10 protein-coding genes are annotated in these 15,358 nt (G+C 65.9%); 2 read left to right on the top strand and 8 right to left on the bottom strand.

The annotated features are described in order from the left end of the window. Nucleotides 1-71 precede the first annotated feature (71 nt). The 6 genes from FKV23_RS09985 to FKV23_RS09960 all read right to left on the bottom strand — a co-directional run bounded on the left by FKV23_RS09985 (nt 72) and on the right by FKV23_RS09960 (nt 5,143). The gene (locus FKV23_RS09985) at nt 72-443 is read right to left on the bottom strand and encodes a hypothetical protein (RefSeq protein ID WP_141623714.1); all 372 of its coding nucleotides are present in this window, start codon (nt 441-443) and stop codon (nt 72-74) included. Then, on the bottom strand, nt 440-982 hold the full coding sequence (locus FKV23_RS09980; RefSeq protein WP_141623713.1) for a bactofilin family protein: 543 nt from the start codon (nt 980-982) through the stop codon (nt 440-442). Before FKV23_RS09980 ends, FKV23_RS09985 begins: the two co-directional genes overlap by 4 nt. Nucleotides 983-1,136: 154 nt before the next feature. Then, nucleotides 1,137-2,747: a carboxyl transferase domain-containing protein gene (locus FKV23_RS09975; RefSeq protein WP_141623712.1), complete on the bottom strand. Its 1,611-nt coding sequence runs from the start codon at nt 2,745-2,747 to the stop codon at nt 1,137-1,139. Nucleotides 2,748-2,957: 210 nt separating this feature from the next. Then, nucleotides 2,958-3,308 (bottom strand): hypothetical protein, encoded by a 351-nt coding sequence (locus tag FKV23_RS09970; protein ID WP_141623711.1) that lies wholly within the window; start codon nt 3,306-3,308, stop codon nt 2,958-2,960. 191 nt (nt 3,309-3,499) lie between these two features. Further along, nucleotides 3,500-3,811, bottom strand: coding sequence for a hypothetical protein (locus FKV23_RS09965; protein WP_141623710.1), 312 nt, complete (start codon nt 3,809-3,811; stop codon nt 3,500-3,502). 156 nt (nt 3,812-3,967) lie between these two features. Further along, nucleotides 3,968-5,143 (bottom strand): thiolase family protein, encoded by a 1,176-nt coding sequence (locus FKV23_RS09960; protein WP_141623709.1) that lies wholly within the window; start codon nt 5,141-5,143, stop codon nt 3,968-3,970. Between the two features lie 400 nt (nt 5,144-5,543). Here FKV23_RS09960 and FKV23_RS09955 point away from each other — a divergent pair, with 400 nt between their 5' ends. Then, nucleotides 5,544-8,360 (top strand): S8 family serine peptidase, encoded by a 2,817-nt coding sequence (locus tag FKV23_RS09955; RefSeq protein WP_141623708.1) that lies wholly within the window; start codon nt 5,544-5,546, stop codon nt 8,358-8,360. 272 nt (nt 8,361-8,632) lie between these two features. Here the strand turns inward: FKV23_RS09955 and FKV23_RS09950 are convergent, their stop codons facing one another. Continuing rightward, nucleotides 8,633-9,790: an isovaleryl-CoA dehydrogenase gene (locus FKV23_RS09950; protein WP_141623707.1), complete on the bottom strand. Its 1,158-nt coding sequence runs from the start codon at nt 9,788-9,790 to the stop codon at nt 8,633-8,635. Between the two features lie 165 nt (nt 9,791-9,955). After that, nucleotides 9,956-11,062 carry a Glu/Leu/Phe/Val dehydrogenase dimerization domain-containing protein gene (locus FKV23_RS09945; RefSeq protein WP_141623706.1) on the bottom strand — a complete coding sequence of 369 codons (1,107 nt, stop codon included), beginning with the start codon at nt 11,060-11,062 and terminating at the stop codon, nt 9,956-9,958. A gap of 355 nt (nt 11,063-11,417) precedes the next feature. On the opposite strand from FKV23_RS09945, the gene FKV23_RS09940 reads away from it, so the two are divergent. Then, complete coding sequence (locus tag FKV23_RS09940) at nt 11,418-15,167, top strand: methylmalonyl-CoA mutase family protein (RefSeq protein WP_141623705.1); 3,750 nt, start codon at nt 11,418-11,420, stop codon at nt 15,165-15,167. Nucleotides 15,168-15,358: the final 191 nt, after the last annotated feature.

Genomic DNA, 15,358 nt, shown 5'->3' with positions numbered 1-15,358 from the left:
CCATGCGGACGCAGACCGGAATCCGGGTCATGGGCTCCCGGATCCCGGCGATTCATGCCGGCCCCGGACGACTAGTGCCGGCTGCGCCCCTTGCCGGCGCGATAGCCCTTGACCTCGAACGCCTCCACCGCGAGCGTGAAACTGCGTTCCTCACCCGGATAGAGGGCGCCGACGCCGATCACCTGGCGATCGATTTCCTCGCCGCGTTCGTTGCGGATCGTCACCACCATCGTGTACTCGAGCGCGCCGTCGGCCGGCTGCGGGCGGATCGTGCCTTCTACCCGCAGCGGCACCGTGCGCTGCGCCTTCGACGCCACCGCATCGGCGTCGAAGCGCAGGTGGTGCTGGCACGAGGGGCAGACGTTCGCGCTTTCGAGAATCGTGGTCTTGCAGTGCGGGCAGGTCCGCGTCGCGCCAGGCGTGCCTGGGCGGGGCACACTCATGAGCTGGTGCCATTCTCCCCGGCGCCCTTGCCGTTGGAACTGCCCGGCTTGCCGCCGTCCTTGCTCCAGCCGAACTCGACCTGGCCGCGCATCTTCGAACCGGCCGCGATGGTCACGGTGCCGGCCTTGATGTCGCCGATCATCATGCCGCTGTCGAGCAGCTCGACACGCTCGGCCGAATCCACATTGCCTTCCAGCTCGCCGGCGATGATCACCTTGCGCGCCTTGACGCCACCGTTGAGCCTGGCGCCGACCTCGATGGTCAGGTCGCCCTGCACGTTGACATCGCCTTTGAACTTGCCCGCCAGGCGGACATGGCCGGAGCCCTCGATCTTGCCTTCGATGGTGAGGTCGGAGGCGATCACCGATTCCTTGCTTTCGCTGGTCGAAGTGCGCGCGACCGGGGCCGGGCTGCTGCTTGTGGTGGGCGTGCTGAATGCCACCGGCTCGGGGCGTTTTTCTTCAGTGCGCGGCGGAGCCTGCGGCGGGGTAGGGGAGTCGGATTTCTGGGAAGCGGTCGGGGTGCCGAAAATTGCCATGGTGCGTTCCTCTGACGGGGCTGGTCCGGCCGAATAGGGGAAAAGGCCGGATTTTTCGAGGCTAGCACGAGGTTTTTACTGCTTTCGTGCAGTTGTTCTCAACAATCGGCAGTTTTCCGACATACGGCGCGAAGCGTGATCAGAGTTGCAGTGATCACATCCGGAACACGCCGAAGCGCGGAGGGCCTTCGATCGGCGCGTTCAGGCTGGCCGATAGACCTAGACCGAGCACGCGACGGGTATCGGCCGGGTCGATGATGCCGTCGTCCCACAGCCGCGCGGTGGCGTACCACGGGCTGCCCTGGGTCTCGTACTGCTCGCGGATCGGGGCCTTGAAGGTTTCTTCCTCCTCCGCAGTCCATTCGCCGCCACGCGCCTCGATGCCATCGCGCCGCACCGTCGCCAGTACGCTCGCGGCCTGCTCGCCGCCCATCACGCTGATCCGTGCGTTCGGCCACATCCACAGGAAGCGGGCCCCGTAGGCACGGCCGCACATCGCATAGTTGCCGGCGCCGAAGCTGCCACCGATCACCACGGTGAACTTGGGCACGTGCGAGCACGCCACCGCGGTGACCATCTTGGCCCCGTCCTTGGCGATGCCGGCGTTCTCGTATTTCCTGCCGACCATGAAGCCGGTGATGTTCTGCAGGAACACCAGCGGGATGCCGCGCTGGTTACACAGCTCGATGAAGTGCGCGCCCTTGAGTGCCGACTCGGCGAACAGGATGCCGTTGTTGGCGACGATGCCGACCGGGTAGCCGTGGATATGGGCGAAGCCGGTGACCAGGGTCTTGCCGTAGCGCGCCTTGAACTCCTGCAGTTCGCTGCCGTCGACGACGCGTGCGATCACCTCGCGGATGTCGAACGGGCGACGGGTGTCCTTCGGCACGATCCCGTACAGCTCCTCGGCCGGATACAGAGGCTCGCGCGAGGGCTGCACCGCGACCGGCAGGGTCTTGCGGCGGTTGAACGTACCGACGATGTCGCGCGCGATCTGCAGCGCGTGGCGGTCGTCCTCGGCAAAGTGGTCGGCTACGCCCGACACGCTGGTGTGCACATCGGCGCCGCCGAGCGCCTCGGCATCGACAACCTCGCCGGTTGCGGCCTTCACCAGCGGCGGACCGCCGAGGAAGATCGTGCCCTGTTCCTTGACGATCACCGACTCGTCGCACATCGCTGGCACGTAGGCGCCGCCCGCGGTGCAGCTGCCCATCACCACCGCGATCTGCGGGATGTTCTGCGCGCTCAGCCGGGCCTGGTTGTAGAAGATGCGGCCGAAGTGCTCCCGGTCGGGGAACACCTCGTCCTGCAGCGGCAGGAACGCGCCGCCGGAATCGACCAGGTAAACGCAGGGCAGGTTGTTCTCGCGTGCGATCTCCTGTGCGCGCAGGTGCTTCTTCACCGTGATCGGGAAATAGGTGCCGCCCTTGACGGTGGCATCGTTGGCGACGATCACCACTTCCTGTCCCATCACCCGGCCGATGCCGCAGACCATGCCGGCGGCAGGAGCGGCGCCGTCGTACATCTCTTCGGCCGCGAGCGGTGCGATCTCGAGGAAAGGCGAGCCGGAGTCGAGCAGGGCGGTGATGCGGTCGCGCACCAGCAGCTTGCCACGTTCGGTATGCCGGGCGCGGGCCTTGTCGCCGCCGCCGTCGGCGGCACGTGCCAGACGTGCATCCAGTTCGCCGACCAGTGCGCGATGCCAGGCCACGTTGTCCTGGAAATCCTGCGAGCGAGGGTCGAGTTGTGAGGTGATCGCGGACATCGGACCAATGGCTTCCTGGAAACGCGGCATCAAACCACAAAGCCCGCGGAGCGGCCAGCGCTGGTTGTCATCAAGCCGGTATGCCCACCGCATGAAGCATGTCGAGTTCTCCGCATAACCTGCTCGCCGCGCGCATCCGGGTCGGCAGACGCGCGGACAAGAAAAGACCCGCCGAAGCGGGTCTTTTCAAAGGAGCATGGCAGAGGATGCTTACTTGTCCTCGACAGCGTCCTGGGCCTTTTCGGCAGTTTCCTTGGCCTTGTCAGCGATGTCCTGGGCCTTGTCGGCGAGGCTGGAAGCAGCATCGGCGGCTTCGGCCTGCGCTTTGTCGGCAGCGTCCGACATCGCATCGCCAGCGTCGCTGGCGCCTTCCTCGATGGCGTCGGCGGCATGGTCGATCGCTTCGCCGGCAGCCTCGGTGGCTTCGGTAGCCATTTCGGCGGCTCGCTCGGCCGCAGCTTCGGCTTCGGCCGCAGCGTTCTGGGCGGTGGAGTTCTCGCCCTGGCACGCCGCCAGGGCCAGCATGGACATGATGAGGGCAACGTGCAGTTTGGTGTTCATGGGGTCTCCAGTTCGGTTCTGGTGGGGAAGCCGGGCATAACCTGGCTGCCTGTCAGTGGATGGCAGCGGCGGATGTAAAGGCCATTGCCATTGCCGTTCCTACATGTAAAAAGCCGCCGGTGCAACCGGCGGCTTTCCGTGTCTGCAGCGCGATCGATCCGACCGGGAAGGCCGAACCGATCGCCAGACGATTACTGCTTGTCTTCCTCGACAGCTTCTTCGATGGCCTCCTCGGCCTCGTCAGCAGCCTCGGCAGCAGCGTCGAAGGCTGCGTCGGCAGAGGTGGCTGCGGCGTCAGCAGCTGCGGCGGCCTCGTCGGCAGCCAGCTGGGCGGCGTCGGAAGCAGCCTCGGCGCCGGCTTCAGCAGCGTCGGCATAGGCCTCGGCAGCCTCGGCGGTTTCGGTGGCGGCGTCGGAAGCGGCTTCCTGAGCAGCTTCCTGCTGGGAGCAGGCAGTCAGAGCGAAACCCAGGGCCAGGGCGATCAGCGCCTTGTTCATGGTCATGGTTTTTGAATCCTCGTCGATTTGAAATGGGGCAACGCGCAGTCGCGCGCCAATATCATGATGGCAACCGGATGACGTGTGTCAAGGGTCAGGATGTTTCTTTTTCGTGAAGCAGGGCCGATGTCGCGCCTGAGAGCAGCGGGATATCGACGTCGTTCAGGCCAGTTCGACGGCGATCGCGGTCGCTTCGCCACCGCCGATGCATAGCGAGGCCACGCCGCGCTTGCCACCGCGCACCTTCAATGCATTCAGCAGGGTGACGATCAAGCGTGCGCCGCTGGCGCCGATCGGGTGGCCCAGGGCGAGCGCGCCGCCGTGGATGTTCAGCTTGTCGTGCGGGATGCCGAGGTCCTTGATCGGCGCCATCGCCACGCAGGCAAAGGCTTCGTTGACTTCGAACACGTCGACGTCATCGACTTTCCAGCCGGCCTTGTCGAGCACGCTGGCGATCGCCTTGACCGGCGCGGTGGTGAACCACTCCGGCGCCTGCGCGTGGCCTGCGTGGGCAACGATGCGCGCGATCGGCTTGAGGCCGCGCTTGTTCGCCTCCTCCGCGCTCATCAGTACGGTGGCGGCGGCGCCGTCGGAGATCTTCGACGATGAGGCGGCAGTCAGCACGCCGTCCTTGCCAAACGCCGCGCGCAGGGTCGGGATACGCGCAGTGTCGATCTTGCCCGGCTCCTCGTCGCTGTCGACCACGACCTCGCCCTTGCGGGTCTTGACCGTGACCGGGACGATCTCGTCCTTGAACACGCCATCGGCCTGGGCCTTGCGGGCGCGGTTCGCGCTTTCGGCGGAGTAGGCGTCGACCGCCTCGCGGTCCAGACCGTACTCGGCGCAGGTGGCGTCGCCGAACACGCCCATCGCCTTGCCATCGTAGGGATTGGTCAGGCCGTCCCAGGACATATGGTCGAGCATCTCGGCACTGCCGTAGCGGACGCCGGTGCGCGAGCCGTTGAGTAGATGCGGGGCGTTGGTCATCGACTCCATGCCACCGGCGACGACAACGCTGGCGGAACCGGCCTTGATCAGGTCGTGGCCCAGCATCACCGCCTTCATGCCCGAGCCGCAGACCTTGTTGATGGTGGTGCAGCCGGCCGAGGTGGGCAGGCCTGCGCCGAGGGCGGCCTGGCGCGCCGGCGCCTGGCCGAGGCCGGCCGGCAGCACGCAGCCCATGATGACCTCGTCGACCTGGTCGGCGGCAACACCGGCCTGCTCCAGTGCGCCACCGATGGCGGCGGTGCCCAGGGCGGGGGTTGGAACGCCTGTGAACTGACCGAGGAAGGAACCGATGCCAGTACGCTTGGCACCGACGATGACGACGTCGCTCATGGGGGAACTCCTGCGTGGACGGGCGGCCCGATCCGGGATGCGGTGGGGGCCGAGTCCAACAATTATGGGCTCCGCGCCACGGTGCGGCAAACGTCCAAGGGTCCAATGGAGACCGGGGCGGGTGGAATCTGAATGCTTCCCGGCGGGATGTCGATCCCGTGACATTCCGCGCTCAAACGGCAATATCGGCAACGGTTTACTGGACTGTGGGCTGACAGTGGATTAAAACTGATTCGATGGCCGGACGCGGTTCGCGTGGAAGCCATCGCGGTGGCGTAGGGCGATCGCGCTGCTGGTCGTTGTAAACAGACAGAGCCTTTGCCGCCTGCCATGGCGGCCCGATGCCCGGGAAGGCGTGACCATCACTTACGGATGCCCCTGAGGGCGACAAGAGACCATCATGAAGAACCTTGAAATCACAAACGCCCGTGGGCTGCGCCGTGGCGCCCTGGCCCTCGCGATCACGTTGAGCCTGGCTGCCTGTGGCGGTGGTGGCTCCAGCAACGTCCGCCCGGTCGATCCGCCGCCCACCGCGCCGCCGCCGCCGGTCGTACTCGATCCCAATCCGGCTTACAGCCAGCACATCGCACTGACCGGTGCCGACCAGGCCCATGCCGCCGGCCTTACCGGCGCGGGCTATCGCATCGGCATCGTCGACAGCGGTGTCAACCGGGACCACCCGGCGCTGTCGCCGCGGGTGGTCAGCAACCTGGTCTATATCAGCTCCAACGGCAACGACCTGTCGGTCGACGACAAGGTCGGCCACGGCACCGCTGTGGCGCAGGCCGCGGCCGGTACCGCGTTTGGCGCCTGGCCGGGCGGCATCGCCCCGGGGGCGGAAATCGTATCGGCGCGGATCATCTCCGACGAGCCGCCCGAGGATGACGGCTCCGGTGGAGGCAACGAAGTCGACGGCCCGCTCGGCCTGGCGCCGATCCACCAGGACCTGATCAACCGCGGCGTGCGGATCATGAACAACTCCTGGGGCGGGCTGTACTGGAACAACCCGAACGCGACCGACGCGATTGCCCAGGAATACCGCCCCTTCATCCTCAGCAACGACGGCCTGGTGGTGTTCGCCACCGGCAACTCGGGTTTCGCCGACCCCTCCGACATGGCGGCGCTGCCCAGCCAACCGGGGCCGAACGGCAGCCTGCCGGCGGCCGACCTGGAGCGTGGCTGGATCGCGGTGGCCGCGCTGGACAAGGACGACCCGACCCAACTGGCCAGCTACTCCAATGCCTGCGGCATCGCCATGAACTACTGCATGGTCGCGCCGGGCACGGTGGTGGTGACCGGTACCGACGATGCGCCCAACGACCCCAGCTACTGGTCGTGGTCGGGCACCTCGCTGGCGGCACCGCTGGTGTCGGGTGCGGCCGCGCTGGTGTGGGAGGCGTTCCCGTACTTCAACAACGACCTGGTGCGGCAGACCCTGCTGGGCACGGCGACCGACCTGGGCGATCCGGGCGTGGACGACGTGTTCGGCCACGGCATGTTGAACGTGGCCAAGGCGATCAGGGGCCCGGGCCGGCTGGACTGGGGCAACGTGACCGCCACCTTCTCCGGCACATCGACCTGGAGCAACGACATCACCGGTGCCGGCGGCATCATCAAGCGCGGCAGCGGCACCCTGCGCCTGACCGGCCGGAACGCGTACCAGGGAACGACCCAGGTGCGGAACGGCACGCTGCGGTCCTCGTTCTCGGTGCCGGGTGCGGCCACGGTGTCTTCCGGCGGCAACCTCGAACTGGTCCGCGGCGTGAACGGCAACCTGACCAACAATGGCACGGTGACCACCCTCTCCACGCGCACGCACCAGGTCAGCGGCAATTACACGCAGTCGTCATCGGCCCGCTTCGCGTTCGAAGTCGGCGCGCCGCTGCGGGTGACCGGCACGGCCACGCTCAATGGCGGCGAGGCGCACGTGCTGGGTGTCGCCGACGGCTACACCACCAGCCAGCGCGAGAACATCCTGATCGCGCAGGGCGGGCTGTCGGGCCAGTTCGACGAACTGACCTGGGCCGATGGCGTGTTCCTGGAAGCGACCCTGAGCTACGACCCGACCACCGCCTGGCTCAACATCGCCCGCCTCGACGTCAGTGCGACCGCAATGGGGTTGGCGGGGGTGACCGCCGCTTCGGCCTCGGCGGCGGTGCGCATGGAGCAGGCATTCCAGGGCCTGGATGAAGCCGGCAACCCGGACAACGGCGGCAATGTCGTCATCGACGGCAACTTCCGCGCGATGGCCGGCGCATTCCAGCGCACCCCGACCGAAGCCGCGGCGCTGTCCACGCTGGAGAGCCTGTCCGGCGAGTTGCACACCGCCGACACCGCGCTGGCGATGATGGCCATCGACGGCGGTCGTCATGCATTGGAATCGCGCCTGGATTCGGCCCACGGTCAGGTCGGTGGCGGCATCTGGGCCGATGCGGTGAGCGGCAAGCGCGCGATGTCGCGACTGGACGTGGATGCCAGCGGCTGGGTGCTGGGCCAGGATCACCGCTTCGGAGCGTTCACCGTCGGTGCTGCGTTCAGCGAGCTCGATGGGGTGGCCTGGAGCTCCGCCCGCGGCGACCGCGAACGCAACCGCCAGGTCGAAGGCCAGCTGTACGCACAGTGGCAGCACAACGATGCCTATGTGTTCGGCCGCTACACCAGCGGGCGGATGGACCGGCGCATGCAGCGCCAGGTCCTGCTTGGCGGCCAGGCATTCGGCGTCGACAGCGACTATGCCAGCCGTTACGACACCCTCGGTCTGCAGGCAGGCTATCGATTCGATGCCGACGGTTCGGTCATCACCCCGTACCTCGGCCTGCAGTCGTTGCGGATGCGCCGCGACGGTTTCGACGAGCCGGGTGCGGCAGGGTTCGGCCTGAGCGCCGAGGATTCGACCCTGCGTGCGAGCCAGGCTCTCGCAGGCCTGCGTTTCGGTCGCGAGTGGCATAGCGGTGCGACGCGCTTCGACCTGACCGGTCGTATCGAGTGGCAGCGCACGCTGTCGCAGTCGGGTACCGATATCGATGCGCGCTTCACCGGTATCGACGTGTGGTCGCCGATCGCGGGACGCGGCCTCGACCGCGACGTGGGTGTGTTCGGGTTCGGATTGGGCAGCGAGCTTCCGGGCTGGGGCCGTTTCAGCCTCAACCTCGATACGCGTCGCGAGTTCGGCGAGACCCTGAATACCGCGTGGGTTGGCTGGAACAAGGCATTCTGAGTGGCTACCCGGGCTGTGCCCGGGTATCCCCAAAGTTTGCTGCGCAAACCTTGGGCCCCGCCGTGCGCTTCCACACCCCCATTCGCACCTGCGGCGCGAATCGCCCCCTGACTCAGGGGCTGTTGATCGGGCTACTGGAACCACTCTTCGGGTGCAATAGCCTGTAGCCCGGATAAGCGGAGCGCATCCGGGGGCTCCGACTCGGCCCCGGGTGCGCTTCGCTTACCCGGGCTACGGGGTTAAGCGGTACCTGGCGCGGCGGGGTGTCGTCCTCAGCTGTTGCCGACGAACAGCTCCCGTCCGATCAGCATGCGGCGGATCTCGTTGGTGCCGGCGCCGATGGCGTAGAGCTTGGCGTCGCGCAGGATGCGGCCGGTCGCGAACTCGTTGATGTAGCCGTTACCGCCGAGCGTCTGGATGGCCTCCAGTGCGACCTGCACCGCCGCCTCGGAGGCGTGCAGCAGGCAGCTGGCGGCGTCGATGCGGCTCTTGCTGCCGGCGTCGTAGTCGCGCGCGACCTGGTATGCGAAGGCACGAGACGACTGCAGCGCGGTGTACATGTCGGCGATCTTGCCCTGCATCAGGCCGAAGGTGCCGATCGGCGCATCGAACTGGCGGCGCTCGCGCACGTAGGGCAGGGCGATGTCGAGCGCGGCCTGCATCAGGCCGATCGGGCCGCCGGTCAGCACCAGCCGCTCGGTGTTGAGGCCGCTCATCAGCACCCTGACGCCCTGGTTGACCTCTCCAAGCACGTTCTCGGTCGGGATCTCGCAGTCCTCGAACACCAGCTCGCAGGTGTTGGAGCCGCGCATGCCGAGCTTGTCGAGCTTCTGCGCGGTGGAAAAACCCTTCATGCCCTTCTCGACGATGAAGGCGGTCATGCACTGGCTGCCCGCGTCCCTGCTGGCGGTGCGCATGTAGACGATCAGCACATCGGCCTCGGGGCCGTTGGTGATCCACATCTTGTTGCCGTTGGCGATCCACACGCCGTCACGCAGCTCGGCGCGACAACCCATCGAGCCGACCACGTCCGAGCCCGCGCCCGGTTCGCTCATCGCCAGCGCGCCCTTCCATTCGCCGCTGCACAGCTTGGGCAGGTACTTCGCGCGCTGCGCTTGGTTGCCGTTGGCGTACAGGTTGCTGACGCACAAATTGGAATGCGCGCCATAGCTCAGGCCGACCGAGCCGGATGCACGCGAGACTTCCTCCATCGCCACCAGGTGGGCGAGGAAGCCCATCTCGCTGCCGCCGAACTCGCCCGGCACGGTCATGCCAAGCAGGCCCATCTCGCCCAGCTTCGGCCACAGCTCCTGCGGGAAGGCGTTTTCGTGGTCGATGGCTTCTGCACGCGGCGCGATCTCCGCCTCGGCGAAGCGGCGGACCGCATCGCGAAGCGCGTCGATTTCTTCACCCAACGGGAATGGACGCATGGCTCCTACCTGGAAGTGGGGACACCGCCATTGCCTGGCGGCTGGTGGAGCCCCCCTTTTAGTAAAGGGGGGCGGCCGCGACAGCGGCGGGGGATCTGGATGTACTCCAGCGGGGCCCAAGGTTTGCTTGCGCAAACCTTGGGATTGATCTGGACTCAGTCCAGATCAATGCCCGCCGCCGCGGATCCGCCCATGGAAGCGCGGCGCGGTGCGGCCCATCGGCAGCTTGAGCTTGCCGATGGTCTCGATCCGCTCCTCGGCCATGCGGTCGGCGGCCAGGTAGGTCGGGATGCCGTCGCGCTCGGCGATCTCGAAGATACGGCCGAGGTTGTGGTAGATCGTCCGCATCATGCGCATTGCGCGCTCGCGGTTGTAGCCGTCGATCTCCAGCGACACGTTCATCACGCCGCCTGCGTTGACCGCGTAGTCCGGCGCGTACAGGATGCCGCGCTTGGACACTTCGTCGCCGATCGCGTTGTTGGCCAGCTGGTTGTTGGCCGCGCCGCAGATCACCTTCGCCTTCAGGCGCGGCAGGGTCTGCTCGTTGACGGTGCCGCCCAGCGCGCACGGCGAATAGACATCGGCGTTGACGTCGTAGATCTCATCCAGACCCACCGCCTCGGCGCCGTACTCGCTCACCGCCTTGTCGACCAGACCCTGGTTGATGTCGGTGACGAAGATCTTCGCGCCGCGCTCCTTGAGCAGCTTCACGAACTCCATGCCGACGTGGCCCAGGCCCTGCACGGCAAAGCTGTACTTGCCGACTTCCTCGTCGCCGAAGCGCTTGTTCAGAGCCGCCATCAGGCCCTGCAGGGTGCCGTAGGCGGTGAACGGCGACGGATCGCCCGAACCGCCGTGGACCTGGTGCACGCCGGTGACGTACTCGGTCTCGCGGTACACGTACTCCATGTCGTTGACGTCGATGCCGACGTCCTCGGCGGTGATGTAGCGGCCACCCAGCGAATCGACGCACTTGCCGAACGCGCGGAACAGCGCCTCGGACTTGTCCTTGGCCGGATCGCCGATGATCACCGCCTTGCCGCCGCCGATGTTCAGGCCGGCCACCGCGTTCTTGTAGGTCATGCCGCGCGACAGGCGGAGCACGTCGTTGAGCGCATCCTGCTCGGTCTTGTACGGCCACATGCGCAGGCCGCCCAGCGACGGGCCAAGCACGGTGTTGTGGATCGCGATTATCGCCTTCAGGCCTGCGTCCTGGTTGTGACAAAACACGACCTGCTCGTGGCCGTAGCTTTCGAGGGTTTCGAAAATCATCGGGTGCTCCGTGTCGACGAGGCCCAATGCACTGGATGTGAAGCACGGTGCATTGGCGCCGACAGTATTTTCTTTTTGGGGAGTTGAACCGGGTTGGTTGATATCGCCATACCCGATCCGGCTTCTGCACGGCGCGCAGTTGGGGCCGCCGCAGGGGCGCTAGTCTAATCCATTAGTTGGATACGGCTACGTATCTTCGATGTTGCGTCGCCGCATGAATTGGAGGGCGTTTCCGTTTCCCGCCAAGTGGTATGGCATGCGGCAACAGCTGGTATTGAAGTGGTATGAAAGCCAGGCTCCGTCAGGCTGCCACGCTACAATTCCAGAATTGCCTCAACCGTATCGAGTCGCATCCATGAGCACTCCCGCCAGTCAACTTCCCCAGGCCGAAACCGACGCCACACCGCTGCGCTTTGTCACCGCCGCGAGCCTGTTCGACGGCCATGACGCCGCGATCAACATCATGCGCCGGCTGATCCAGGGGCAGGGCGCGGAAGTGATCCATCTCGGCCATAACCGCTCGGTCGAGGACGTCGTCCGCGCCGCGCTGCAGGAAGATGCCGACGGCATCGCGCTGTCGTCCTACCAGGGCGGCCACGTCGAATACTTCAAGTACATGGTCGACATGCTCGCCGAGCGCGGTGCCGGCCATATCCGCGTGTTCGGCGGCGGTGGCGGCACCATCACGCCGGAGGAGATCCGCGAGCTGCAGAGCTACGGCGTGGAGCGCATCTACCATCCCAACGACGGCATGCACATGGGCCTGGTGGCGATGATCGAGGATGTCGTGCGTCGCGCCGACCAGTCCCGCCAGACCAACGGCATGCCGGATGATCTCGACCAGCATCCGCTGCCGGACATCGACGACGAGATCGCGATCGGACGCATGCTCAGCGCGATCGAGGACGGCCACTTCTCCGATGCGGAGATGGCCATGTTGCGCAAAGCCTGGGCCCAGCCGCAGGCGTCCGAGTCGCGCCGGTCCACTCCGGTCGTCGGCATCACCGGAACCGGCGGCGCCGGCAAGTCCTCGGTGACCGATGAACTGCTCAACCGATTCCTCGCCAGCTTCCCGGAAATGCGCATCGCGGTGGTATCGGTCGACCCGACCCGTCGCCGCACCGGCGGCGCGCTGCTCGGCGACCGCATCCGCATGAACTCGCTGCGCTCCAGGCGCGTCTACATGCGCTCGATGGCGACCCGCCGGCAACACGCCGCCACCAACGCGGTGCTGCAGGATTCCATCGCCTTCCTCAAGGGCCTGGGCTACGACCTGGTCATCGTCGAGACCGCCGGCATCGGCCAGAGCGACTCGGAGATCGTCGACCTGGTCGACTTCCCGATGTACGTGATGACCAGCGACTTCGGCGCCCCGAGCCAGCTCGAGAAGATCGACATGCTCGACTTCGCCGAACTCGTCGTGCTCAACAAGTTCGACAAGCGTGGCGCGGAAGATGCGCTGCGCGACGTGCGCAAGCAGTGGAAGCGCAACCGCGTCGCGTTCTCGATGAAGGACGAGGACGTGCCGGTCTACCCGACCATCGCCAGCCAGTTCAACGACCCCGGCATCAGCTGGATGTTCGCCAACCTGTGCCGCCTGCTGAAGGAAAAATGGGGTCAGAGTCATTTTTCGAAGGCAGAAGGCAAAGGGGAGGCGGGCAAAGAGTCGAAAAATGACTCTGACCCCATTTTTTCTCCCCGCTGCGACTTCACCCCGAACATCGACACCTCGCTGAAAGAACCGCGCGCGACCGTCCTGATTCCCGGCAACCGCGCGCGCTACCTCGCCGAGATCGCCGAACAGGGCAGGGCGATCAACACGCAGATCGAGACCGAGGCCGAGATCGCCGACCGCGCGCAGAGCTGCTGGCAGGCGCTTGAATCGCTCGAGGACGACAAGCTGCCAAAGGCCCTGGATCTTTACGACGCAGAATCCCTTCTCCCGCATGCGGGAGACAAATCGGCATGGATTGCCGATTTGGACGACGAAGTCGCCCGGAGGGTGAGCCACAAGGATGTGGTGAATCAACGTGCCCGAAGGGCGGATGAGGGCGCCTCTGGCGGAAAAGCCCCTCACCCCAGCCCTCTCCCGCAAGCGGGAGAGGGAGCGAAAGCAGACAAGACCCTGCTGACCCTGCGCCAACGCTACAACGACGCCATCCAGTCGCTCTCCTCCGAAGCCCTCAAACTGCTGCGCGAATGGCCAGCCCGCCTCAAGTCGATCACCGACGAGGTCAACGAGTACCAGGTCCGCGACAAGACCATCCGCGTCGAGAACTACCGCGAATCGCTCAGCCACCAGCAGATCCCGAAGATCGCCGCGCCCACCTACAAGTCATGGGGCGAGCTGCTGGTGTTCCTGCAGAAGGAAAACCTGCCTGGTGCCTACCCGTACACCGGCGGCGTCTACCCGTACCGCCGCAGCGGCGAGGACCCGATCCGCATGTTCGCCGGCGAGGGCACGCCCGAGCGCACCAACCGCCGCTTCCATTACCTGTCCGTCGGCCAGCCCGCCGCGCGCCTGTCCACCGCGTTCGACTCGGTCACCCTCTATGGCGAGGACCCGGCGCCGCGCCCGGACATCTTCGGCAAGATCGGCAACTCCGGCGTCAACATCGCCACACTCGACGACATGAAGAAGCTGTACTCCGGCTTCGACCTGTGCGCGCCGACCACCAGCGTGTCGATGACCATCAACGGCCCCGCGCCGATGATCCTGGCGATGTTCATGAACACCGCCATCGACCAGCAGGTCGAGAAATACCTGCGCGAGGACCAGTCACGCTGGGACGCCGCCCACGACACCATCGAAAAGCTGTTCGAGGGCAAGAGACGCCCCGAATACAGCGGCACCCTGCCCGAAACGAATGACGGCCTCGGCCTCGGCCTGCTCGGCGTTACCGGCGACCAGGTCGTCGATGCCGAAACCTACGCCCGCATCAAGGCCGACACCCTCAAGACCGTGCGCGGCACCGTGCAGGCCGACATCCTCAAGGAAGACCAGGCCCAGAACACCTGCATCTTCAGCACCGAGTTCGCCCTGCGCATGATGGGCGACATCCAGCAGTACTTCGTCGACAAGGGCGTGCGCAACTTCTACTCGGTGTCGATCTCCGGCTACCACATCGCCGAAGCCGGCGCGAACCCGATCAGCCAGCTCGCCTTCACCCTGTCCAACGGCTTCACCATCGTCGAGTACTACCTCGCGCGCGGCATGAAGATCGACGACTTCGCGCCCAACCTGTCGTTCTTCTTCTCCAACGGCATGGACCCGGAGTACACCGTCATCGGCCGCGTCGCCCGCCGCATCTGGGCCCGCGCCATGCGCGAGCGCTACGGCGCAAGCAGCCGCAGCCAGATGATGAAGTACCACATCCAGACCAGCGGCCGCTCCCTGCACGCGCAGGAAATCCAGTTCAACGACATCCGCACCACCCTGCAGGCCCTGTACGCCCTGTTCGATAACTGCAACAGCCTGCACACCAACGCCTACGACGAGGCCATCACCACGCCGACCGAAGAGAGCGTGCGCCGCGCCGTCGCCATCCAGATGATCATCAACAAGGAGCTGGGGCTGAACTTCTGCGAGAACCCCTGGCAGGGCAGCTTCATCGTCGACAAGCTCACCGACATCGTTGAAGAGGCCGTCTACAAGGAGTTCGAAGCCATCAGCGAGCGCGGCGGCGTCCTCGGCGCCATGGACACCATGTACCAGCGCGGCAAGATCCAGGAAGAAAGCCTCTACTACGAGCACAAGAAGCACGACGGCAGCCTGCCCCTGATCGGCGTCAACACCTACCTGCCCAAGGAGCACGCCGGCGACATCGTCACCGAGATCGAACTGATCCGCAGCACGGAAGGCGAGAAAGGCCAGCAGATCGACAACGTCGCCAACTTCCAGCAGCTCCGCAACGGTTTGGAACCCTCTCCCGCCAGCGGGAGAGGGCAGGGTGAGGGCAACTCAGGCCTAACCTACCTCCAGAACACCGCCCGCGAGCGCCGGAATGTGTTTGAATCGCTGATGGAGGCCGTCAAGACCCACAGCCTGGGGCAGATCAGCCATGCGCTGTATGACGTGGGTGGGGAGTATCGGCGGAATATGTAAGGTGTGGCTGCAGTGGCTATGCGCCTCGCGCTGGCAGCTTCTGCATAGAAAACTAGACAGGGGGAAAGCAGGGAATGCGAACACACGGTTCAATTGGGCGGCTGCTGGCTGTTCTCGCCATCGCGATGGCGGTTCCGAATGTCGGAGTGGGCCAGGTCTACAAATGTTCCTCGGGCAGAAACACGGTGTAT

Origin of the sequence: Lysobacter alkalisoli, from assembly GCF_006547045.1 — a bacterium.
GTDB lineage: Bacteria > Pseudomonadota > Gammaproteobacteria > Xanthomonadales > Xanthomonadaceae > Marilutibacter > Marilutibacter alkalisoli.
This window is presented reverse-complemented; position numbering and strand designations above follow the sequence as displayed.

Bases quoted from the DNA above. Each gene is read 5' to 3' on its own strand.
- FKV23_RS09985 (WP_141623714.1), bottom strand. From the start codon at position 443: ATGAGTGTGCCCCGCCCAGGCACGCCTGGCGCGACGCGGACCTGCCCG.
- FKV23_RS09980 (WP_141623713.1), bottom strand. From the start codon at position 982: ATGGCAATTTTCGGCACCCCGACCGCTTCCCAGAAATCCGACTCCCCT.
- FKV23_RS09975 (WP_141623712.1), bottom strand. From the start codon at position 2,747: ATGTCCGCGATCACCTCACAACTCGACCCTCGCTCGCAGGATTTCCAG.
- FKV23_RS09970 (WP_141623711.1), bottom strand. From the start codon at position 3,308: ATGAACACCAAACTGCACGTTGCCCTCATCATGTCCATGCTGGCCCTG.
- FKV23_RS09965 (WP_141623710.1), bottom strand. From the start codon at position 3,811: ATGACCATGAACAAGGCGCTGATCGCCCTGGCCCTGGGTTTCGCTCTG.
- FKV23_RS09960 (WP_141623709.1), bottom strand. From the start codon at position 5,143: ATGAGCGACGTCGTCATCGTCGGTGCCAAGCGTACTGGCATCGGTTCC.
- FKV23_RS09955 (WP_141623708.1), top strand. From the start codon at position 5,544: ATGAAGAACCTTGAAATCACAAACGCCCGTGGGCTGCGCCGTGGCGCC.
- FKV23_RS09950 (WP_141623707.1), bottom strand. From the start codon at position 9,790: ATGCGTCCATTCCCGTTGGGTGAAGAAATCGACGCGCTTCGCGATGCG.
- FKV23_RS09945 (WP_141623706.1), bottom strand. From the start codon at position 11,062: ATGATTTTCGAAACCCTCGAAAGCTACGGCCACGAGCAGGTCGTGTTT.
- FKV23_RS09940 (WP_141623705.1), top strand. From the start codon at position 11,418: ATGAGCACTCCCGCCAGTCAACTTCCCCAGGCCGAAACCGACGCCACA.